This window comes from Zhongshania antarctica (genome assembly GCF_014202945.1).
Lineage (GTDB): Bacteria > Pseudomonadota > Gammaproteobacteria > Pseudomonadales > Spongiibacteraceae > Spongiibacter > Spongiibacter antarcticus.
On record NZ_JACHHW010000014.1, the window covers coordinates 13,433 to 37,592 of the forward strand.

At 51.0% G+C, this 24,160-nt stretch carries 9 protein-coding genes; all 9 read right to left on the minus strand.

Annotated elements, in window-relative coordinates; translation table 11 throughout:
- Positions 1-255 precede the first annotated feature (255 nt).
- The 9 genes from HNQ57_RS16845 to HNQ57_RS16885 all read right to left on the minus strand — a co-directional run bounded on the left by HNQ57_RS16845 (position 256) and on the right by HNQ57_RS16885 (position 23,956).
- The gene (locus HNQ57_RS16845) at positions 256-1,383 is read right to left on the minus strand and encodes a thiolase family protein (protein ID WP_184464966.1); all 1,128 of its coding nucleotides are present in this window, start codon (positions 1,381-1,383) and stop codon (positions 256-258) included.
- 198 nt (positions 1,384-1,581) lie between these two features.
- On the minus strand, positions 1,582-3,846 hold the full coding sequence (locus HNQ57_RS16850) for a CapA family protein (protein ID WP_184464968.1): 2,265 nt from the start codon (positions 3,844-3,846) through the stop codon (positions 1,582-1,584).
- Between the two features lie 181 nt (positions 3,847-4,027).
- Positions 4,028-5,287: a M23 family metallopeptidase gene (locus tag HNQ57_RS16855; RefSeq protein ID WP_184464970.1), complete on the minus strand. Its 1,260-nt coding sequence runs from the start codon at positions 5,285-5,287 to the stop codon at positions 4,028-4,030.
- A gap of 210 nt (positions 5,288-5,497) precedes the next feature.
- Positions 5,498-9,580: a hypothetical protein gene (locus tag HNQ57_RS16860; RefSeq protein ID WP_184464972.1), complete on the minus strand. Its 4,083-nt coding sequence runs from the start codon at positions 9,578-9,580 to the stop codon at positions 5,498-5,500.
- A 4-nt stretch (positions 9,581-9,584) separates the two neighbouring features.
- The gene (locus HNQ57_RS16865; protein ID WP_184464974.1) at positions 9,585-14,756 is read right to left on the minus strand and encodes a hypothetical protein; all 5,172 of its coding nucleotides are present in this window, start codon (positions 14,754-14,756) and stop codon (positions 9,585-9,587) included.
- Entirely contained in the window at positions 14,746-15,594 is an 849-nt protein-coding gene (locus tag HNQ57_RS16870) for a hypothetical protein (protein WP_184464976.1), read from the minus strand. The genes HNQ57_RS16865 and HNQ57_RS16870 overlap by 11 nt, the downstream gene beginning before the upstream one ends.
- Positions 15,595-15,596: 2 nt before the next feature.
- Positions 15,597-18,035, minus strand: a complete 2,439-nt coding sequence (locus HNQ57_RS16875) for a hypothetical protein (protein ID WP_184464978.1) — start codon at positions 18,033-18,035, stop codon at positions 15,597-15,599.
- A complete protein-coding gene (locus HNQ57_RS16880) occupies positions 18,035-21,235 on the minus strand; it encodes a poly-gamma-glutamate biosynthesis protein PgsC/CapC (protein WP_184464980.1) in 3,201 nt (1,066 codons plus the stop codon). The genes HNQ57_RS16875 and HNQ57_RS16880 overlap by 1 nt, the downstream gene beginning before the upstream one ends.
- Before the next feature lie 39 nt (positions 21,236-21,274).
- Positions 21,275-23,956 carry a CHASE2 domain-containing protein gene (locus HNQ57_RS16885; protein ID WP_184464981.1) on the minus strand — a complete coding sequence of 894 codons (2,682 nt, stop codon included), beginning with the start codon at positions 23,954-23,956 and terminating at the stop codon, positions 21,275-21,277.
- Positions 23,957-24,160 lie beyond the last annotated feature (204 nt).

Sequence of the window (24,160 nt, forward strand, 5' to 3'; positions counted from 1 at the left end):
AAGGTCTGCCCTAGCCCCAAACTCCCCGCTCTGGCTTTGCCTAAACCGACTGACGCGCGCCACTGCAATGTGTTCACTTTGGAGTGGCGCGGATGAATGGACGATAAACTACCCTGTAAGCTTAGGCGCGGCACATATTTTTTACGAAGGCTTAGTAGCCCGAGACAGGCTTTCGCAGGCAGTGTAAATGCGAATACAAATACGAGGGGCAGAGGAGTAAAGCGAGCCGCCCCGAACGGAGCGACTCAAACGGACTTAAACTAGTTCAATTGCCACAGCGGTGGCTTCGCCGCCGCCAATACAAAGACTGGCGATGCCACGTTTCAAACCACGATTACGTAAGGCGTGAATCAAGGTCACCACAATGCGCGCGCCAGAGCAGCCCAGCGGATGCCCCAACGAACACGCTCCTCCATTCACATTGATCTTTTCTAACGGAATACCTAGAAGCTTATGGGGTAGCAAAGCAACCATGGCAAAGGCTTCGTTTATTTCAAACAAGTCGACATCGCCCGCACCCCAGCCAAGGCCTTTCATCAATTTTTCAACCGCGTACACCGGCGCAATAGGGAATTGCTCTGGCGCGCCAGCATGACGAGAATAAGCCAGAATTTTGGCCAAGGGCTCAGCATCCAGGCCGCTACCAATTAATAAGGCCGCCGCACCGTCAGAAATAGAACTGGCATTGGCAGCCGTTATGACTCCCTCTTTAGAGAACGCGGGGCGCAACTGACGAATTTTTTCGGGGCGCGCATTGCCCGGCTGCTCATCATCACTGTGGCCATCGTGAGCGGCAATCTCATTTATGAAAGCGCCTGACTTTTGGGCCGCCAGCGCGCGCTCTAGTGACATTAGCGCATAGTCATCGAGTTCGTCGCGGGTAAAATGATGCTCTGCTGCGGCTTGCTCGGCCACCAAACCCATTAACTTACCCGAATAGGCATCCTCAAGGCCGTCGACAAACATAGCATCACGCAGCTGACCATGACCTAAGCGATAACCTTGGCGGGCGCGATCCATAAGATACGGCGCCAAGCTCATGTTCTCCATACCCCCGGCAATCACCAGTTTGCTACTACCCGCTTTAATTTGATCCATGCCGCTCATAATCGACTGCATGCCTGAACCGCAGACTTTACTGACCGTTACACAGGGCGTCGCCTCGCTCAAACCCGCTTTTAGCGCTGCTTGCCGCGCAGGCGCCTGACCAATACCGGCAGATATCACATTCCCCATCAGCACTTCATCAATGCGCTCGGCAACATCAAATCCCTCACACGCGGCTTTAATTGCAGTTGCCCCTAACTCCGGTGCGCTGGCCTTCACAAACTGACCGTTTAAGCCGCCCAGAGCGGTCCGCTTGGCGGAATAGATAAATGTCATGACTGAGTCCTGTCTCGTAGAATCGAAGAATTTCTAAGCGCTGATGAATCAATCAACAACCTAGACCTTGTATGGTTTGGGATCTTTGACGTCAATATCAAACACGCCTGAATTTAATTTAAAACCCGAAAGCCCATGCTAACAAGCTCCCGGTTTTGCAGCGAACAATCATACATAGCCGCTATGGACGCTGCTGTACTATAAGCCAGCCGGTTGATGACGCCGAAAACTCAGATTTAGCGTCACCTGCCCCGGACTGCCGGTAAGTCGAATAAACTCGAATGGGTTTGGCGTGGCAATTACACTACCAAGCGCGGGCTTCGCCTCCCAATTAATGACCGCAACATCGTCAAACACGACCAAGCCTTCGCCACGACTCGGCGGTGCTTGCTTAAGAAATACGCGTACCGCTCGGGCATTAAACTCACCCTGCTTTTCTGCGCCCGCTTTCGCAATGTCCGCTGGCATATTTAATTTAACGTTGAAGGCCTGCCAGTCGAAGCTGCCACCTGAATGGGAATACAGCTGTTCGCCACCAAAGGTGAGCTCGCCAAAACTTGCGTAGTATTCAGCGTCGACACTAATCGCCCCCGCATTAACGGCCTTAACATAGCCGTATAAGCTCAAGTCTTTGTTGGGGGCATCTAACTCGTCGCCCACCACCCGAATTCGATTGCGATACGCCGCTATTGTCGCGCCGCTGTGTTCTACCCCACGGGTTAAGCACAGCGCCGCATTGCCACGGTAGGCATGGGACTGACAAACGTAGCGCGATTCAGATTCCAGATTCCAGCGCGCCGCCTCCTGCACATCTTCGTCGCCGTCCCAATCCTCAAAATCACCGTATAACATTTGGTCTCGCCCAAGCTGCATGCTAACACCAGTGCCAGCAGTGACCATAAGCAGTGAGTTAGCACTCGACGCCAAGTCCCGCAAGTCAACGACCGCACTTCCGCTCTCGGGAATTGTAATTGTAATCTGTACAGTACTGTCCAACGCTACGGCATCTGCCGGGTTTAGCGCCACCCAGCCTTGGCCTTGATAGGGGTATACCAGCAAACCCATTGTTGACAGCTCGCCAATTCTACGCAGAAATTTATTGGCTAAATTTCCGCTAATTAAACGCGGCCGATAATCCTCGAGATACACCGGTAACATTCGCAACTGCTGAGTGTCTCCGCCCACCATATCAACCCGAGCAATTAAACCCAGCAGCGTTTCCTGGCGGTCTTGATCGAAGGCCAGGTTACCCAGGCCCAGCACTGCAATTTTATTCTGAATCAAACCCACGCCTTGGGCGACATGGGGGTGGTGCGCAATGACCATTTGCGCGCCATTGGCCAGCACATGATTCATTGACGAGAGCATAAATGTACTCGGCGTAAATGCGTATTCGACACCACCATGCAACTGGGCGAAATTCACAACGCCAGCATCCCGTTCCGCATTCAAAACGGTCGCAATATCGTCTTGACGACTCAAATCTGCCGCCCCACCTTTTACCTCAGTCGCCACATAGCTAACGGGGTGTTCATTTCCGGTAATTGACGTGCCAGAAAAAAATGAATAATTATTGCCCTTCAGCAGATGACGACTCACAGCCATGGCCTCAGCGGAATTCGCCCCGGCGCCGCTGTGCGCTATACCAATGGCATCAAGATTTACGAGCGTATCTAAAGCACCCTGTTCCTGATAATCAAACAGGTGGTTATTACCCAGCGACACATAATCAATTCCCGCCCACGTCAAGGCTGGCAAACTTTCGGGCAAGGTAAAAAAAACAAATTCCTTGGTGGGATGTGGCGTGTCGGGGCGGTGAGTGCACGGCGTTTCAAAGTTAATCACCCCCCAATCAGCGTCTACATAATACGGGCGTATCCACTGCAAAACAGACTGTGTGCCCGACTGAGGACTGCTACTGAGAATAAGCGCGCCAGGCTGATCCTTTGGCACTTCATTGCGCGGCGTAATTTCTAAAGGATCTAGATAACGACGACCAAACGCAACATCGCCGCCAAACACGAAGCGCAGCTGCTGATCGCGATCGTCAGTTAATATCACGTCGCCTATCTCACGGGACGACTCGGCGAGCGGGGCAAGTAAATTAACCACGGTAAATTCACTGCGGTAGCGAGCTGCATCAATTCGCAACAAACGATTACGACGATCCAAATTCGTTAAACTAAAGCGGCCATCACCATCACTTACACTCGTCACTCCGGCGCCATCAATAAAGCTTAGCTGCGCCATTGCGACAGGTTCACCCGCGAGATTAACGACCCGCCCACTGACGCTAATCGGCGTACTTACATAGTTAGTGCGATAATCTCGCTCATCGCTCGAATACTGCGTGTTCAGATTAACGCCGCCAGGCCCACCGGCACCGCAGGCGAGCAAGCCATGGATTAGGGCAAGACTAAGCAGGGGCTTACCCGCACCACAGATTAGCCGTGAATAATTCATGTTTGGAATCCCCATACCATTATTGAAGTACTGCATGCCGTGTCAATAAAGCGGCAGCTATTGCGCTCAGACATAGTACAGCATAGACCGGCATGCCTTAATGGCCTAGTGCCGTGCACAGACAAAAAAGGCGCTATCTCGGTGGTGATAACGCCTTTTAAAAAGAGCTGAAAAATTAGCGTTAGCGCACTTTTTTACCTTTATTGCGAACAGCTGCGCTGGGTGCTTCGGCCAGCGCAGCGGCTTCGAAACCGGTCTCGCGCCCACAGTCTCCCCATTCGGCAAACACTTGCTGCCCTGACACATCGCTCGCCTCAGCCACTAAACATGTCAACGAGGGCCCTTGATCATCACCCAATACCGAGGCAAAGCTCAGCGTCAGGCCATAAACGCTACTGTAGGCATTGAATTGATCTGGGGCGATATATTGGCCATTAAAATGCCCAACACTCGTGTCTGCAGGGTCCTGAGCATCTAAATGAATATTTGCCGTGTACGCGGCAGGATGATCCTCGGCATAGGGACAGTTAGCAAACGACGCCCACGGATAACTTGCCGAGTCTTTGTGAGAGAAATCAAAATTATTCTGTTCGAAGTCTAGAAACGTCGGGTGGGCGTAAAAGCCACTATCATCAGGACTATTACCAGGTTGAGTTACCTCCTGATACTCTCCCGCACTGGCAAGCCAACGGTAGGCGCGCACGCTTACTTTCGCCAAATCCAGACGTTCCGCCGCGGCCGCTTGCTCAATCCGTAGACTCACTTGCATAGCATTGCCCCCTAGAGATTGCACTTCGCTGAAGGCAACCGTCATTGGATTGGACTGATTACGACTATAGGGCAGGACTCGCAAGGGATGTACCGCATCGCGCTGCCAACGCGAGTACAAATCTGCTGGATTAGCGTCGCGAACCTCAAAATGCAGATGCGAAAAACCAGAGGCACTAACACCGGTATAAGCAATTAAATCGCCCTTATTCACCTGGGCACCGCTGGCGACAACCCAAGAAGCTAAGTGCATGTAATTACTATAGTAACAACCACCGCCAGCGCGGCAACTACTGGCACCTGGACGCCGGTGTTCGATTTGCACCAAGGGATCGGAATACGCGCTGTGTTCTCCGGCAATGACCACCCTACCAGCGCTAACGGCAAAGACCGGCGTATTTATTGCGGTAGGAATATCAATGCCGCGATGGTAATCATAGTGATAACCGGCAGAGGCCTTTTGCCTAGGGCCAAAGGTTGAGGACAACGGATAATCACTGTACGCGGCACTGCCTTGGCGATCGACGGGGCAACCGGCTGTCACCTGCCAATTTACCGGTGGCGATTCACTGATACGACCACAAAGTGGCCAGTTAACGCTATCATCATAACCACCGGCAAATACGCCCGCGGTACTCGTTAAAACGACCAATAGCGTTATTACATATTTCATACTGCCTCACCCGCCATGCTCTATGAAGCACCATAAAACCATGTGAATTAAAATGTAGGGAAAAATTTATATTTATTTGCGGTCCGTCTCACACAAATAAGTTAACACACGCAGCGTCTAACAGCCCCGCGACCATCTATTTAATTCGTAATTACACCTATTTTAAGCACATGACGCCTATGTTTTTTATTTTTCAGCCTGCGCCCCGGCTTAATCATTACCGCGCAGCCACCCGCCTTTTTGATCTCGCGTGAGCTTGCGTAATTCTACTGCAGCGCGCTCATAACTAATGCGTTCATTAATGAGTTCACGGTAAATTAAATCCGCTTTTTTGCGCCGTTTAATCGCTTCACCAGCGTCGAGCACAGACTCGACTATATCAATCAACCAAAGCAGTAGTGGGTGGCGACGATCCGCATCGCCATCACTCTCCTCACCGCGCGCTGCTGGAAGGCTCTCTTTCAAAACGCGTTTTGCGCGTTGCAACTCTACTTGGCTCTCTTCATTTTGCAGCTCGGGGCGACCGTCAGCATCCTCCAGCAAAGCGATTAAATACTCCTGTTCGAGCACATCATAATGCGTTGCACCGGCCAAATTCCGCAGGGCTGGCAGCGCATTTTCTAATACACCACTTCGTATCATTTCGCCCAGGGCATAATATTTATCCCAGGCCTGACATTTGTATACAAAATCCAAACCCGTGCCTTTGATATTTTGCATACCCATTAAGCGATTAGACAAACCCGGTGGAGTGTTGTCGATAATCATATTAACAACGTCATTACCGTCGGCATGAAAATCGTCTAAAACAACAATACTCTCTATAAACCAATCGCCAAGTTGCTGGCTAATACTGCTTATATCGTGACTTTGCGCGCAGGTCACAAATTCTTCTAAGCGTCTAGCATCGTATTCAAACTGTTGATTAACTTCAGCGCTATAGTCAAAGTGATTGGCCGTTATTAAATCGCGAAGCGCGGCGCAGTCACCTAGGTCTTTTGCTTTAGCGGCAAGCTCCGTTAAGCCTAGCCCCTCCAGCATTGCAACTAACCGTCCCTGCACTTCAACAAAATATTGCGGCACTCTTAATCGCTTCGCAATCGAGACTAAGCGGGCGCCGGCAGTAACAAGATCCACCGCCTGCATTGTTTGCTCAATATACGCTAGCCACGCGCTGTGCAAATAATTTTGCAGACCATCCAAATTATCGCCAATCAAAATATGTCGATCAGCGCTAAGCTCCTCTGCAATAAGTGCAGCAAACACCTTCGATCGCGATACGCGATCGGCGCGGTTATTAATTAAGGTACTCACCCAAATTTGAGGGTCGACCGCCAGACTGTGTTTATCAAAGCTGAGCCTGCGCCAATTACTTAACGACGCCAAGCGCTCATTGGCCGACATACCATTAATAAAACTCAAGCTCCGCCCTCGCACTTGGGCTGGCGGAAACACCTTGAGCACCCCAATATCTGGCACCATATTGTCGGCCATTTCTTTGTACGAAAAATCCCGAGGAATCCCTAACGTCTCGGCCATAGTCGCCACTAGCGCAATATTGTTGGGGTGTTCTTCATAGGGGAAGCGGGTGAGTATGTCCTTGGGAATACGCGCCGCTTGCCGATAATCGATATAGTGTAATTCCGTATTTTTTGCCTTGGCTGCGTCTTCAAGCAGGGGCAACATACTGACTTCAGTCGTCAGCATGACCGCATTACGCGGCACAAATTTTTGCATTACCTTGGGTATCTCAATACCCGACGGCCCCTGCAAATCTTCGTGGTCAGGGTAGCAATTGGTTACCGTGGAAATATCATCGCGCATCCACTGCTGCTGCAGTATTTCAATATAGCGAGGGGTTAAGCCCATACACTCCCAAAGAAAGGTGTTGGCGCCCAACTTAGCGGCCATCCTAACCAGGTTAACCTGCTCCCAAATAGTGGCTTTATCATAGGGTCGAAATAAAAATAGTTCCTTCATTGGCGCATTCGCTGGCGCATATAAAAACATCGCCTCGCAGCCGGTAGTCTTGGACACAATGGAGTAACCCAAACCGTTTACCAAGGCGGCCTTTAAACGCTCAGTACCCGATTTTCCCCGCGAGCCCCAGCCGCCGATCACCAGCGGCAAACGCTGCCGCGCCCGCCGCATTATGACCCCCATGGCCAAGTGCCTAGAGAAAAAACCTGCGGCAAACACAAAGCAAAACACGGCCAACTGACTTAGCGTATTATGGTAGACCGAGTACAAGTACTGCTGCGCGGAAAGTAAATATTCATCTAACACCACCGGCACAGGAACAAAGGCGGGGAAGAAGCGCTTAACCCGGGAATCGACTGGCGCAGACTGTCGCGGCCACTCGCTATATGCCTTTATCCGCACGGTAAAACCAAGTGCAGTCACGGCCTCTAAATAGCGGCGAGGATCTTGTTGATTTTGAGCATTGCGCAATGCCGCGTAATGCGCAAATTTCCAACTCAGCATGAGTTTCGCCCGAGTGCGTTGCCACACGCTATTAGGCGGCACCAGCTCAGTAATTCCCTCCGCCGTGTAAATACAAAGCGTCTTCGTTGGCCAGCTGCTATCCAGCGCCGAAATCAGCTGATCCGGCAGTGGCAACCACGGTCGCCAACCACCCTCGTCATCGATGTAAAGCGGCTCGCCCGGCACAGTCGTCGGACTCATTTCACAGAGGCCTTCAGGCGGTGCGTAATCAACACCGCTAAAGACCTTACCGCGCCAGTGAGGGTAGTTTTGACGCTTATCTGTCGCCGGGTGGCGAGCTTCATGAATGACCCGCCAGAAACGCAACTTTTCTTTATAGCCCGCTGTTAACAGCACTGAATTTTTAGACACGCGGGCATCTAAACCATGGCGCTTACGACCAATCAGCGCCAGCGCCCGCCCCAATTCCTCCCGATCACTGCCAGCAGGAATTTTTAGTCGAACGCTATCGTGCATAGCCAGTGAATTGGCGCCATTTTGTAAATGCGTTAACAGTGACGGCGCACCGTGAATCGCCCACAACTCCTCGCGACCAATGGCGGCAAAACGCCGGATACTCGTGAGAGTGTGATGTTGATTGAGCTCACTCAGTGCATCGCGCAGCGTGTCATAATTGCTATCGTCACGGGCAGTTTCTTGTAGCTGTCTAAATAACTGCGGGCAGTATTCAATCCATGCACGAAGCAGCAGTTCGTTTTCCTCTGCCTGTAAACGCTCAAGCAAAATAGACAGTAAATACGTAGCGCTTACTTTATCGGCGAGTTGAGGCAGGGAAAGCACCAACTCCATCCGCACCGCGGAATCGTGATCCGCAGCGAAGCGAGGTAACAACTCCGCAACAAAATCACTTGGTAATGACAGTAGCCCATTAATTAATGCCTGACGCACAAAGCCGCTTGAATCATTTGGAATATCGCTAAGCAAGGCACGCGCTTCAGGAATGCGCTGAAAATGTTCACAGAGTACCGACACCACGCGATAGCGATAGAATATCGCATCCGTGCTCAGGGTATCCTGGAGGCGAAGTCTTACCGCACTGGCAAAGTATTCAGGCTGAACAAAGGCAATAACGCTCAATGCCTCGCATTGCAGCCATACCGAGCGACGTTGATCTTGGCAAATTTGATATATATAACTAAGGGTATCTGCCTGTAACGGTAAATTCTCCGCAGGCAGAGTGCGTAAACTTTTTGACAAGCAATCAAACGCCGCTTGCACCAAGCGTCGGCTTCGACGGTGGGTACAATAGGCCAAGGTATGCCCCTCAATATCTAGGCGCCGCCAATGCGCCTGAATCACCTCTCCCTCATTATTACTGGCATTTTCTACAAACAAGCCCGCAAGTAAATTACAAAGCATTACCGCCTTTTGCTCTAGTTCTGACAAGCGCTTCAAGTAACGGTCGCGTATTGCCTCCACCCCAAACCAACGCGAAAGAGCCCGTAAATCACCCCGTACTTGACGTCGACTGCAGCCAAGTTTGTTAAGGTACAAGGCAATATGATAACGGGCATCTGCTTCCGATGTAGCAGACTGATACTCCTTTAAAAAAACCGCATACCAATTTTCTTGCTGATTGATATTGCGCTCTACAGCCTCTAATTCCTTTATCAATAATTCTAATATTCGCAGCCGCAAATCGGGTAAATTTAAAATATCGGCCTTTACATCGAATTGATTTAAAAATACGCGTGCGAGTTCCGTTACCGGCTGGCTATAGATCGGCTTATCGATTGCCGATAATTGGCTTAGCAGTAATTGTTCAATGGCCTTCAATTGTTTTTTCATTGCGCTATTCCATTACACCTAGGCCATCACGCTGGTAGCGATAGCGCAACACTCGCAAATCTCTGAAAACGGTTTCCCGTGGGCTGTAATCCGTTAAACCGCGCCGATGGTGAGCATCTAAACTCAGCTCGAATCCGGCTTCGGGACCACCACTGCCATCGTTAACCCGTAAATACGCTCGTGCATGCCAGCGCCAGCGCGACAGCCACCAGACGCGCTCAAGGGCCACACCGGCAGCTTGCTGCAAATAGGCGTGTGGCCGATCGCTGTCGGCGAGGTACTGGCTAAGGCTGTAGTCGAGGTCAATTTTCCAATTGCCATATAACTGCTGCCATGTCACACCCCCTCTTACGCTATCACCCACGTCATCATCGCTATGCTGATTCCCCGTCAGCGTCAATTCACTTTGTAATAGTCCGTCGCGATAAGGCGCATAGTCTAGCGCCAACTGATAGCGCCAACCGTCGCGATGGGTGTCGCGATAGCGATTAAAAACATCAAAATCCATTGCGTTAGTATCAATACGTTGAATATCCGCTAAATCAAGACTCAACTCATGCGCGAACACACTGAACTCATGAGTTAAGCGCGTTTTATAATTAAAATTTCGAGGTATTTTCAGCGTAAAATCACCGTTCACAGACCACGCCTGATCTAACTGGCTAACATCGCTTTGCTGGTAATAAGCGTCCATTTTAAGGTGCGCAGTCCATGGCCTACCGCTGGGGTAAATATCTAACCAGTTCTCACTGCCGATAGAAGAACTGCCGCTATCGACGCGGCGTTCAAACACATCACTGCGCCAATAAGCATGCTCCCAATCGTCCAGTTTCTTACGCACGCGCACGCCCAATTCCACTGCGCGCTGCTGCTCAGCGTCGGTCTGTAAGCCAAGGACACTGCGTTCGCTGTATTTGGTGTAGCCGCCAAGTGTGGCCCAACTGGCGTATCGTGGCGGCTCATCAAATAAGCCAAGACCCAAACCAGTAATATTAACGTCACCCAGCACCCTTTCAACTTCTTGTGTCACCGTCATTGCCGGCTGATAAAACCGATAATCGGGCAATTGCGGCGCAGCCGCTGTGCGCGTATTTAATTGGCGACGGGAATGCACCCGAAATAAGCCGCCCTGAAGCTTAAATGCGGCGGCGACATTGAGCTCGCCACCCGGATGAAGCAGGTATTTGCGCTCGACTCTGTCTTTACTAAAGTGGTCTATACGCAGCCAACTTGCATCGTGAATATACATTCTCAGCGGTGCCGCAGCACTAGCCGCCAACACGCGGGTTTCACGCTCTTCGTCAACACTGATCCACTGGCCAGCACGTAAATATTCAATTTTAACGCTCGCAAGATGCTGGCGCAGCGGATCCACAAAGGCCATTACCACGCGGTGCTCACCCTCTGGCAAGGGGAATTCGCGAACGATATCTTGCTCTCCCAGCACCAGTTGCGCGAGGGTTTGCTCATCAAGCCCCAGGGTTAATTTTGCGGGAACGGCGCGACGGTAGCTCGGCGTCACTGCGCGCAGGCTCAGCCGCAACCGCGAATCTGCCGGGGCATCAATATAGACGGCAAGACTGTCGCCACCTCGCAACTCCATGCGCTCTGGCAGGGTGTTTGTTACCACGCGACGCAGTCCCGCTGACTCAGATACCGCAGGCCAACTGCGCGCCAACTTAACACTACCAGCCATACTTAAAATCGTTTCTTCTTTACGCCATTCACTGCTGTCATTGAGCATAGCCAGTAAATTTGCCACTTCGTCATGCTCGCGCCGCGCATAGGCACCCGCTTGTAAGGACGCAAAGTTCGCCTCAGGGATAACGCCACCGTGGCGCACATGAAAAATGGCGGCCAGCAATTTGGCCTGCAATTGCTGCGTTGCCAGTTGCACACCGGCTTCGTAATTCGTGGTTAATAGACTGAGCAACGGCTGCGTCGCCTCAGCAATTTGCGATTCCGTAATCGCCGGCCAAACCGCTACGTCTGCACGTGCATTGCCCGCATCGCTAAATCGCGGCTGGCAAAAAGCGCTAATCTGCAGCGCCAGCGGCGCGGATACCGGCGACGTCTTACCACGATTAACATGACTTATGGCGTGATCAATATAAACTTGCCGCTGGTCACGGCAAGGCAGGCCCAAGGCGTTTTGGCGCAATGGCGCTATCGCAAAATTAGACTCCTGCAATTGTGCCAATACCGCCCCGTGGTCACTCAGTAATTCGAGTTCACCTTCGCCATGCCACTCAATATTCACAAAATACCGCTGACCTGGGTACTCCCCACTGGGCGACGGGGTTTGTCCTAGGACATGGGTAGTACTGGCCACGCTGCCAAGCACTGGCACGCGATACCATTGCTTATTAATGCGCAAACGTAACCAGCGGTCTAATCTCGCCTCTGCGTTGTCGTGCACCACACGTATTTCCAATCGTAAGTGGCGATCACCCCGCAAGGAATAACGCAGTGAATTAGATTCACTGATACGGTAGCGATGGTAGGGATCATCCTCGCCGATACGATCAACACGCTGCAAATAGGCACGCCCATTCTGAGCACTATCTATCGCCAGCCAGCGCGTCCAGCGTGAGCGCTCGGGCAGCGCCATCAGCGCGCGATCTCGCTGTGGTGGTTCACTATCGCTTAACAGTTCGCGTAACTGCCCAGCCGCTACCCCAGCGAGCCCCTTTGCGTGCTGGCGCGCTTCCGTAAACTGCCCTTCACTCACTAATGCATACGCCTGCCAATACTCCGCCGCGTCCGTCGACAAAGCGTTAAGCCTAGTGTTGAAGGTGTCTTGCCAGCCCTCTTCCACTGCGGCACGAAGCAGCACGTCGGCAATGAGCTGTTGATTTACATTTAAGGCATTAGTCGCCTCGCTTTCCGCCCCGGCCTCTACCCCACTGGCCTCACTTCGCTGCCACGCTAGCGCAAGTCGCAGTGCATCGCCACTTTGACCATTTTTAAACAAATAATGGATTACTGCACTTGCGGAACGCGCATCGCCGCGCTGAAGAAACGTCACTATTGCCAACATATCGAGGGCGTCGCTATCGCCTGCGTCACTGAAGCCTTGTCGTAAGATCTCACTCGCGGCTTTACTTAATGCATCTCCGCCGTTGAGCAATTCAAATTTTAATAAGGACTGTGCCAAACTGTGCTCGGCCATCGCAATTAATATGTTATTGCGCTCAGCTAAGGCCGCAATAGCAACTGCACTATTTTCTGAATTCACTCGACGGTTGGCGTCGATAAATTCGCTCAGACTCGGGCCGCTCACTTGCGCCGCCATCTGCGCTTGCTCCTGGTAAAAGCGATTGCGAGCGGCATTGAGTTCCCGCGACGTTGCCGTGCTGGCCAACCACTGGTCGCGGGCGCGATGTAAATCCGTTCGCAGGGTCTGTAAGTCTCTCGCCAAGGGCGCTGGCAAACTCGGTGCTATTGCATCCGCCCGCAGCCAATCAAGTACTGCCGTCGCCGATACCGAGTCCAGCAAACCTAGAAACGCTTGCTCACTAAGCGGCTTAGGCTTAGCTACCTCATACTCCACGCTGATATACGCTGTTTCAGCGCCTTTATTTTCGATTTGAAATTGCTCTTCATCCGCGCTAAGCCGCCACTGATAGCGTGCTACCGCAATATGCTCATCAGCAAGGCGCGTATTGACCAAGGCGTTTTGCATCATGGCCTCCGACCACGCGGTCTTCACACCAGCAGTACTGAGAACCTTTAGCGGTATGTTTCGCTGCGCGCTGGTATAGCGCAATTTTTGACTCACCGAATTAAGTGCAATCGACACCCGTAAATTGCGGCTCGTTGTCGGTGTCGGCAAATTAAAGCGCGCTCGCCCCCCTGCAGGTATCGCAAATATCTCTTGGCGGTCAACAGACTTAAGTGCCGCGCTATGCCAGTAGGGCGGCTGGCTTATGCCGGCAAACACCGCGAGCCCGCCCTGCTTACCAAGCTGCTGCGCATAAGGTACTAACCAGCGCCGTTGACTGGCAAGACCCGCAGTTTGCGGCGGTAAGACACGAAAATAGCGCTTCCAACCTAGGGGATAGGCTTGATCATCGCTTAATATCCGCGCGGCGGATTGATCCCAATAAGCACTGTCGTCTGCGGCTTGGGCAAGCAGCTCCTCGGCGAGCCGTTGCTGGGTTCCCGGCAGTGCTAGCGCCGCAACACGACGAGGATCATTTTTGCGTTGAAACACAAAATCATCTTTTGCGGCGCCGGTGACCCGCAAATAAACGGCGCTGCTGCTAACAAGCTCTAGCTCGGCAGTCTGAGCCTTATCAATTGGCAGAGCCAATTCAATACGCTCACTCAATAACAGCCACTGTTTGTGACTGCCACGCCATGCTTGACGGTGATCCAAGCGCGCTGTAAATGTCTGTGTCTGCCACTCACCGCCCTTTATACGCCATTTAATATCAAGATCGGCGGCACGCCCTAGCGGGAGCGGCAAACGCAATTCCAGGTGAGGAAATTCCAGTTCGGGTACGGCAATACGCGACAATTCTTGCGCGGGGCTTAGCTGGTAGTGCTGCCGCTCGCCACTACTGCCGTGCAGCCATACCGCCTTTGCGCTAGCGTCGAGATAAACCTCCCTACGCTGCAGTATGTCAGGTAATGACGCAGGCTTACCCAGCCAAACCGACAGACGATTGTCTAAACAGCCATGCGTTAATTCTCGGTTTAGCGGCTCAGTCTCCGAAAAAACCTGAGCGAGCTGTATAAAGGCGCTACCGCTAAGCGCGATGAAATACTGCTGATGCTTGGCCAGCGCTACAATTTCATTCTCAGCAAACAACAGGCCATCTTGGCTACGCATCACACGAATACGAATAGGCTGATCGCCATTGCGCAAACGCAGCCATTGCGCATTTTCGCTGGCGACTAATAAAGTATTGCGCGCCTCACTGGCCTCGACGCCACCACCTGTTTTAAACGTCGGGTCAGCGCTTCGTGAAGCCTCCGGCGCAAGACGACACTCACCATCGCCCGCACTGTGCTGAGCCACGGGTGGGTATGCAGAAGCCTGCAGCGTCCCCACCTCCGTCCAGCGCAAATAGTCGCCATAAAGATGCTGATAATAATCTTGAGCCACGTCGGCAGTAGCGCCCACCGGCACCACTAGCAGCGCTAGTAAAAACCACACATTAACGCGCATAGGAACTCAAACATTCATAGAGCTGCGCTCGGACGTTGCGGTCATCACGTAACAGCTGACGCGCATTTCGCGACAATTCCAAATGCAAAAAGCCGCGACTGTGCATCGCTCGCATTGTCTTACCCACAGTATTGGTGGTCGCGCCCAGCTCATTAATTTGGTCTGGGTATACCTCCGCCATCAGACCAGTGTGCTCCTGCACACACTGGCTAAGCGTATGCAATGTCGAAGTACTGCGAGCAGTGCCATTGCTCACAATTAAATCGACCCCTTGATTTGCGACTTGGCGCTTTGCTTTGGCAAAACCATGAACTTGCACAAGCACTGTATTGGCCTTTGCCAAGACTGCAGCTCTCGCCATGGCAGTGAAATGGCTACGGGGTAGATGCGCCAAATCTGCCGAGACAACATCGGAATCACTGTGGCGATTACTGCTGTTTAAGCCTAGCGCCAGGAAGTCGTGTTCGGCAAAGAGCAGACGAGCAATTTCACCGGTGTCACTGTCATAGAATTGATGTGGCGCCTGCATAATTAAGTTAGAAGCCGACGCCGTTGCTATGCGGTAGTATCCCCAGCCCTGCTTAGCACCGTCCAGGCGAATTTCAGAAATGGGGGCGTCGTCACACCGCGTTAAGCCTGACGCGGCCAGTTTATCCGACCAATTATCGGCCAACGGTTGGCGTAACACCGCGTAAAATAATTGTTCTGCCCCCCACAGTGTCTCCGTATCCGGCTGGCTATAGGTCGTGTTCTTGCCCATATCACTACAACCCTCCGCCGCCATTAAACTAATGTTAAACATCATCCCGAATAGCAAGCCCGGCTTTATTAATCCCATGCTCACTCCTGCTCCTGTTCATACAAGTTGCTAATGACCTTGCTGCGCTCGCGCTCGCTCGGTATTAACTGCGCAACGGCAATAAAGCCGCCGGGTACCGAAGAAGTCAGCTCTAGGCTTACGGTTTCTCCAGCCAAATCATCCCCCAAATTAAAGTTTAATCGCTCTGGGCCATAAACCTTTCGGCCACTGCCATCGAGCAAATAGGCCGGTGGCAGGGCGGCGCCCTTAATATGATAGAGGGTATCGCGAAGAGTATACGCGTTTGCCACGCCAGCCACTTTCTCGCCGCGTACCCGCAGCCGTAAACTGACATCCCCACGGTGTTCACTGTAAAACTGTATGGCAAGATTGTCGTTAAAGTGAGCTGCCGCTATTTGATATCTAAGGCCCTGAGCCAAGGGAAAAACTTCTCGCCAAGCATAGTCACAGGCGGAGTTCTTGGCCTGCGCATTTAGCCACCACTGCCCATTCACCTCAGCACCATCGCGGTAGCGAGACAGCGATAAGTGATGCTCGCCCAGAGCCATAGCGCCCAAACTAAGCACACCACTTTTGCCGAGATAACGCGGACCATGAGACTCACCGTCAAGATAAAGCATCACTGCTTGGCTGTCTCGCTGACCGGAATACGCCAACTGAGGCGCCATTATATTTTCAAGGTAGGCACCGGCCAGCGTAAAAACATCCCCACTCGGCGACAAAGGGCAGTACCGGCTCATACTAGCTTCGCGGCGCGGCAAATCAGCCTGGGGGTCGAGAAACAACAAAGGACGCGGATAAATAGCGTCGCCCATTGCACTGTTGCGCGTTATTGACTGAGGGGAAAACTCAATGCGCTGAAAATTATCCTTGGCAATAAATTCATCGACTTCCAAAATTGGGAAATGCCATATCAATGCCTGTACTCGACCATCGGCCAATAACGCCGCTTCATTATTTGGATAAAGGGTAAACCACTGCGGCATGCGCTGCTCACGCTCGAACCAATATTTGCGATCCTGAGGTAAATTGCGCGCTAACGGCAAATCTTCGGGACGCGAATACCCACTCACTAGCAGGGGCTCAGACGCCGCGACAATCACATAGGCGGCTTCAGCTGGTAGCTGAATATAATGAGCACTAACCTCACTGATGAGCGACTCGGATGGGCCTGAGCTCAACTGGGTGTAGCGATCGGGCACAAAATCGAGCTGCTGTGAGCGACGGGTTATTTGCTTGCCATCAGCGGTGTATAAGCTGACCTCTACGCTTAGCCGCCCTACAGGCTGCGCAGCCAACATCCGATAGTCCAAGCGCAATACTTGGCGGCGGCCACCATTTTGCATTCGAAACTGAAAACGCAAATCCTTACCAGGCTCCACCAAGTAGCTACTTACGTAATTTCGTTCGGGCTTGTAAGCCGTCGGGAGAAACTCCGCTTCAAACGTCATTGCCTGCGAAGGCACAATTTCTAACAAGCCAGCGCCTAAATCTCCGACCCATTCATTACCCTGAACCTGCCATACCTTAATTTCACGACTCAAGGCCGACTGCCAGCGTAGACGTACCGTATTATCGCCATCCGCTTCAGGGTAAAACTGCAATTGCCACGGCCCCTGGTTCTCGGGCTCAATTACCACGCTCGCCCAATGTTCAGGATCAGCATAGGCACCGGGGCTGGCGAGTACGTCGCCATCTTGGTCGAGGTCCAAGGCCTCGAGCTTTGCCATATACAGGGTGTCAACTTGATAGTCTTTACCCGCGAGCCCCGCCGGGCCAATGGGCTTCCACTCGCGCTGCAATAAATTGCTGATTTCGGGCGTCGATACACTGTGGGGCGGGAAAATATGATTTCGCAACATAAAATCCCGCTGTTCACGCAACATCCGGCGCCAGGTTTGCACCGCATCTACCGGGTCAATTAACTCGAGGACAGCAAGACGAAGGCCAATAAATTCAACGTCATCAGGCGAGGGGGCGGCCTGCACTCGCAGCGTTCTGGCACTAGGATAATCGGCCAGTCTTAGGTAAAAAATCTGATCAAGTGACGGGCGTAATTCACTGCGAGCATAGAAGCGACTGTATTCCAGCTCACTATGTTCATCTTGAATATAAGGGGCCGCCTTACTAACCAGGTGATATATTTTGTCAGCGACTATTTCACCGGCATCATCAAGTAGCTGATAACGAATATTATAGCGAAACGCCAAATCGGGAAGCAGCTTCTCCGGTGCGAGTATGGCATGAGCAATAAAACGCAATTCATTAACCGCACTACCTAGGTCGTATTCGGTCCACGTCTGCCGATTAAGCAAATATACGGTACTGGAGTCCAACTCAACTTGCAGTCCAGTTTGATACCCCGTCAAGCGCTGCAATGTTGGACCACAGCTGCGTGCCACAAAAATGGTGACGATAAGTAATATGAGCACGAGTAGATATCGCTCAAGATTACGCATTAGCCTGGCCCCGCTTGGAGTAATTGCACTCGCAGATCAATAAACTCCTGAGCGCGACTTTGACTTAGCGACGTCGTCGCTGGCACGTACCATACCGAGTCACCGAGTGGAGCCAAATTTGCAAGTAAAATAGGTTCACCAGCTTGGTTCAATAGCAGTAAATACGATTGCCCAGTATTGCGGTCCACCAAACGTTGAACCCGGTGAGTACCGAGTTGGTCTCCTATATTAAATAAATTATTAATATTTTCCGTCTCGACAAAATCGTTTACCCAAGCAAGGAGTCTTGGCGATAAGTCATCGGCCTGGGCCATAGGCGTCGTTCTCAGCCAGTCGGCGAGGCCAAGTTCAATGGCATCAATACCCGCTGCGGTAAACTTCCACTGTAATTGATAATTGTCCCGGGTATTGCGAAATTGCCGCCGAACCTGCGGCGCAAGCCAGACTGTGTCAAAGGTGGCGTCCGCCAACATCGGCATATAACTCGACTGCGCATTCCATGAGGCTTCAAATCCCAATGTCGCTCGCTCACCTTTCACTTCGGCAAAACGCAGACCACTTTGCCGCAATTGCGTCAGCAAACCTTGCTCCAGCGGCGTCGCGCCATAACCGTGACTGGCGCCCAAATGCGCCACCAATACATCGGCATCCGTTGGGAATTCGCGTTTCCCAGGACTAAAGGCTCTAATTTGTACGACGTGTGCTGGGTCAGGCGACTCTCTGAGTGAGACCGTATGGACTAAATTGAACAAGCTCTCCTTGTGCTCACGCAGACTTATATCGGCGCTACCGTCGCTATTAGCAGCGGGATGAGTTCCCGCTATCAGCAAGGTGCGGGCCCGCAATTGTTCAAATAAACTGATGCCATACTCAAAGGTGTTCGCTTCATAAATAGGGCGTGAAATTTCAAGCAAGTAATTATTACCGCCGCCTACGCGAAATACATACGTGCCCCAATGGCGATAAGGTTCTCCTCGCTCGCTTAAAATAAGGTAGTTTTCGTCACTGCTTAAATGATGGTAGCGAATGAGCTGATAGCCGAAGTGTTCCGCTAAGGTCGACACCCTAGCAACGATGGCATCTGCATCTTTATCCCAACCGTCATTGCGAACACCGTTCAACAGACCATATATTGGCGTAAGCACCGCTTGGTCAAAAAACAATAATTCATGTAGCTCAGGTTTTTTATACTCATCAGTGCCGCGCTTAGCGATCATGCCCTTATTTTCGTAAAGCGATTCTTGCAAATAGCCATCGATTCGTTTGGTGGCATTAATAACCTCCAAGCTGTCATCAAAGCCCAGTAATTTATAAGCGGCCAGTGCTGAGCCGTGGTCGAGAAACAGTTCGGCAAACTGCAGTGTCGCCGTTTCGCGCTGTCTGTTTTCTAAGCCACTAGACTGCCAGTGCAGAATCAAATCATTTGACAATAATTTGAGCATCCGCAAATTTAAATCCTTGGGGAGTTGTCCAGCAATCCACAGCGAAGGCTGGTCGCCATGCCGCCCCAACCACCCGCGTTTAACCTGGACACCACCAAACTTCCGGGCCGACTCAATATCGTAGCCTCGAATTTGAACCACTTGCTGGCGACCAAACACTTGATGAAAAACCTGAAAAACCGTATTGGCATTGCGCAAAACGTCGCCGCCACCGTCGAGGGCCTTTTTGCGTCGAGTTCCTGCAAAGGCGATTGCCCGGCTATGCATTTTATCGAAGAGTACCGACGCAGCGTCTGCTGCCTGCACTTCATCGAGCGCCGCGGGTACCTCAAAAACCAGTGGTGATGCGCTATTTGCTCTGAACACATACAGGCCCCAGCCACGCTCCGGCTCCATATCCCGCAGCGCAAGATAACCCTCGTCTAGCACCTCAAGACGGTAGGACAAAATATTAAAATTCGCCGCTATTTTTTCTAAACTGTGTTGCTCGCTACCCTGCAAATAACCATTCAGCATTTCAAAGCTTTCACGAAAACGCTCAAGCTCTAACAGCAATGGCGAGTGAACCAATTGCGAGCTTTCCGAGCTAAACAACTCGGCACGAGCAATCGCCAAATAGCTTTGCAAGCTTTCACTACTGGTCTGGATCGCCTGCGGCTCAACATCAACAGAGATAAATCGATTGCTACTCGGCAATTGATTCAAGCCATAGCCAATCGCCGTTGCCACCGCGACACCAAGAAACGAGACCTGCAATGTGGCGCGGCTAACAAGCACAACTTTGCCAGTCTGGTACATTTTAACCGCCAACAAACTGGACAATAAATAACCAAAAGCGTAGTAGTCCGATATTTTAGCGGCCGGATAGTAAATTTGTACAACAAAGCCTAATAGCCATTTATAAGCGAGGGCGATGGTGAAAAACACCAGTATTTGGCGCGCACCTTCAATATTTCGATTTTTGATAAATGGAATTTGCAGTACAAGGTGCGCCAAACCAAGAATCATCAAGGTTTCAGCAAATGTCGCGAGAAGTTTAAGCGGTGTAAACCACTGCAATGCCAGCAAGCTGGGCAATAGTATGCCGTTAAAATCCCAACCGTAACGCAGGTTCATTCGCGAGGCGATAAACGCAGTGGTCAATAGAATAATATATGCTTTGGGGGCGGCAAAAATTGAGCTAGCAATATCCTCGTACATATAGCCCAAGGTACTTAAATTGAAGTTGGTAAACTCCATAAGTACATAGCGCACAATAAACCAGGTGATCAGCAAATAAACTGACAGCGAGGCGAGACCCAGACGCGCGCCACCATTCCACATCTGGTTCGCAATAAGCGCAACGATGATCAAACCAAAGCTATGGAGGTTGTCCCGCAAATCATAGCGCAAGCCGATGGCTTCAAGCTGAAAGGCAAATTCGGGCAATATCAGGGTATCGAATAGTATCCGTACAAAAATACTACCGAGCACCAGCACAAAGAACCGGTCTCGGCCAAACATTTCATTCAAACCTAGCCAGCGCGGGCCCTTGTCCGCGAGTAAGCGCACCAACACATACGTTGCTACGCCCTCGATCATAATGGCGACCGCAATACTGGGCTTAACAATAATCAGCGGCACAATATAGCCGGGAATGACCAACCCCGACATCGTTGTACCGAAGCGCAAATTAAAAAAGGTAACTACCGCGACACCGACCCACACCGTGATGACGACGGATTCGGAAATAATATTTTCAGGAAAGAGTTCAATCACGGTGGGCAACCAACGCAATAACGTACCAGAGCGTCAAGATCACTTTTGAGTGCCCGCAGTCAAATTATTGATGGAGAACCCTTCTAGGCTAATCTGTATTTGATACCCCCTACCCAGCGCCGTATTGATATCGATGTTGGCCCAATTCTCGACAGTGCTTTTACGCTCCAAAAATCGTCTTAAACTACTATGCGACTCCGCGCTAATCTCACCACCCATTAGCTTTTGAGCAATTTTCTCAAACTCTTCGCTGGGAATGCCATAGCCTTTATTGCTCAAATTTATCTTAGCACCCCGACTGTCGCCGTCCCAAAACTCGCTGATTTCTATCGAAATCTCAGTATTCATTAGTGCATCGTCGCTTAATAGATTAACCGCCGACTGCAGTACGTTCTTCAAATCTTGATCTTTGGCCCAGACCAGTGGGCTTATCACGGGTTTTTTAAGGCTGAACGTTAATTGACGCCGCGCCAGATTATTTTCGTTTTTCTCTAATACCCGCTGCACCGTCTTACAAATATTCTGAGGTTCGGTCTCACGCCGTTTCAACTCAAAACCGCTACTCATCTTTTCAATAGCCTCTAAGGTTTTAGCCATTTGTTCATTATGGCGATCGCGTTCGAATTTCACCTCGTCAGATTCATCGGTCGCGCCCTCTAGGTCGTAATCTCGCCGCCAAATACTCAGTAATTTAAGCCTAAGATTGTCGGAGAAATAGTGCAGTCTATCCTGCTCTAGCTCTGAGCTTTCCTTACTGGAACTGATGTCAATTAATTCCAAAATAACGCCAGTCGGGCGATTAGCGCTGCCCGCCTCGCCTTGCCACTGTTCCGCGTCGATATGCAAGGGCATAATTCGAATGGCGTACTGATGGCCTCTCACCTTTTGCTCCATGGGGATTTCCACCCGCTCTTCGTGATGGAGCACTTCAAACAAATAGCTACCCGCCGTGACCATGTCTAATTCGCTAACCTGGGTCAAAATATCGATAACGGAATTCTTATAAATATCGATTTTGAGCGCTCGAGCAATGTCTTCAAATTGCAAATTGGCGTACAGCAGATTGCCAAACAAACTGTACATACCTGAGGCGGTGCTGGAATGTTTAGAAATATTTTCCAAGACATTCATCCGCGCAAAAACAGACTTGAATACGCTCTTAACTTGACGTCGAACATGACTTACCCGGTCGATAGTAGAAAGCTGACGGCGCAGACCACTGCGACGCTCACGCATCGAGGCCTTGCTACTATGAAATAGCAGCTCAGAAATGCGCTCCGAGATATCGTTCATAATCGCCGTAAGATTCCTAACCGATTCGTAAGATTTACTGGTGACGGTTACCACCCAAAAGCCCAGCAGGATGCCCGCATAGTACAGCGGTACGATCCACTCTTCCTCATCGGGATTCAACTTGAAAAAGAGTCGTTTAACTGATTTCACTGGCACGCCAGCATTACGTGCGTCAACGTACGGGGAGCGGCCGTAATCTCGGCGCCGCTCTTCAATATCGTTGGCGCTAGCGTTATAGAATTGCGCGACTTTTAAGCGATTGCTGTCCTCATCGAGCTCCAGGAATACCGACCGACTGATAAGCAATTGCTGGCCAACAAAGACCATCATTCGCTGCCAGCGCTCGTCACTGACCAGCAGGGGTTGCGGCACGATTTTCTCAGCAAGCATGGCGTGGGCTTCCGCCACGAGTTCAGATACCAGTTGCCGCTCATTGCGATAGCGCTGATTAATGAGATACAACAAAACACCGAATAGAATCAACAATACCTGGGTAATCGGCAGCAATAGTTGCCACCGCACTGCAGCCAGCCAAGTAAGCAATAAAAATACGATAAAAAACAGCAGGCTAACGAAGATTGTTTGCCGTGGTAATACCCACAGAAAACAGGCCACAAAGATAAATAGTATGGAGATCGAAAAGAGCAACGCTTGGATGGCCGGGAGGTAGAGCAAGCCTTTGTCGCTGAGCACGCTATGAGTGATATAGGCTTGAATCTGCAATTCGCTCAAGCCGTCTGCGTATTCTTTAATCGGTACCGAATAACCCGGCGTACCCGCTGCAGGGGCGTCCCCAATCAAAACAACTTTACCCTGCACCAACTCCTTAATTAAGCCAAAGTCCAGCAAGCGGTCTACCGATATTTCGGGGATCAAGCCCGTCGCCCAATAATTAATATTCAGTGGCTCGGTGAGCGTATTGCTAGTTAAACGGCTTTGAAAGCCGTCATAAACGAGGTCGTTCGCACCTTTAACGGCGGGCAGCCATTGCCGGTAGGCATAACCGAGTTTGACTGGAGGGCTAATATAGGCGCTGCGACTTGGCAGCATGGGGCGGTATTCGCCCAATTCATTGACCTGCAGCTGAGACGCGACAATAAGTTCGGGCTTGTCTTTATAGTCCTGCAACCACTGTTCATCAGCCTCAGTCTGGCTGAGTAGCACTACTGCTTTCACACCCTGATCAAATAACGGATCGAGCAAGTCCCGCCATTGTTCGCCGCCCTGAAAATCAGAATCCGGCGCAATACTGACTATTAATACTGGCTTATCGGTATTGGGAGAGCCAAGCGCGAGCAAACCATCGTAAATAGCGTGATTAACAGGTAAAAAAATCGACAGCCAGCTCAATACGCTGACCAGCAGTAAAAAACCGGCTGAAAACGCGAATGTAGACCGATACGTCGCAGGCTTGTTGGCAGATGACATTTCTAGCTACCATGGCATTGAGATACAAAAAAAGGCACCTCGTCGAGCATGACTCGAGAGCGCTTCTAAATAAGTATTACAGGAAATTAACAGAATCAACAGTTTACAATTAAAAAACTACAAAACTAATTAAGTTCAACCCGACAATACCCGATATTTTTCTCGTATCTTTGGAAAATCTGTAAAAAAGTCGGCATTTTGACG

Coding starts and splice junctions, on each gene's coding strand:
- HNQ57_RS16875 (WP_184464978.1), bottom strand. CDS start 18,035: ATGCGTAATCTTGAGCGATATCTACTCGTGCTCATATTACTTATCGTC.
- HNQ57_RS16870 (WP_184464976.1), bottom strand. CDS start 15,594: ATGGGATTAATAAAGCCGGGCTTGCTATTCGGGATGATGTTTAACATT.
- HNQ57_RS16850 (WP_184464968.1), bottom strand. CDS start 3,846: ATGAATTATTCACGGCTAATCTGTGGTGCGGGTAAGCCCCTGCTTAGT.
- HNQ57_RS16885 (WP_184464981.1), bottom strand. CDS start 23,956: ATGTCATCTGCCAACAAGCCTGCGACGTATCGGTCTACATTCGCGTTT.
- HNQ57_RS16855 (WP_184464970.1), bottom strand. CDS start 5,287: ATGAAATATGTAATAACGCTATTGGTCGTTTTAACGAGTACCGCGGGC.
- HNQ57_RS16860 (WP_184464972.1), bottom strand. CDS start 9,580: ATGAAAAAACAATTGAAGGCCATTGAACAATTACTGCTAAGCCAATTA.
- HNQ57_RS16865 (WP_184464974.1), bottom strand. CDS start 14,756: ATGCGCGTTAATGTGTGGTTTTTACTAGCGCTGCTAGTGGTGCCGGTG.
- HNQ57_RS16845 (WP_184464966.1), bottom strand. CDS start 1,383: ATGACATTTATCTATTCCGCCAAGCGGACCGCTCTGGGCGGCTTAAAC.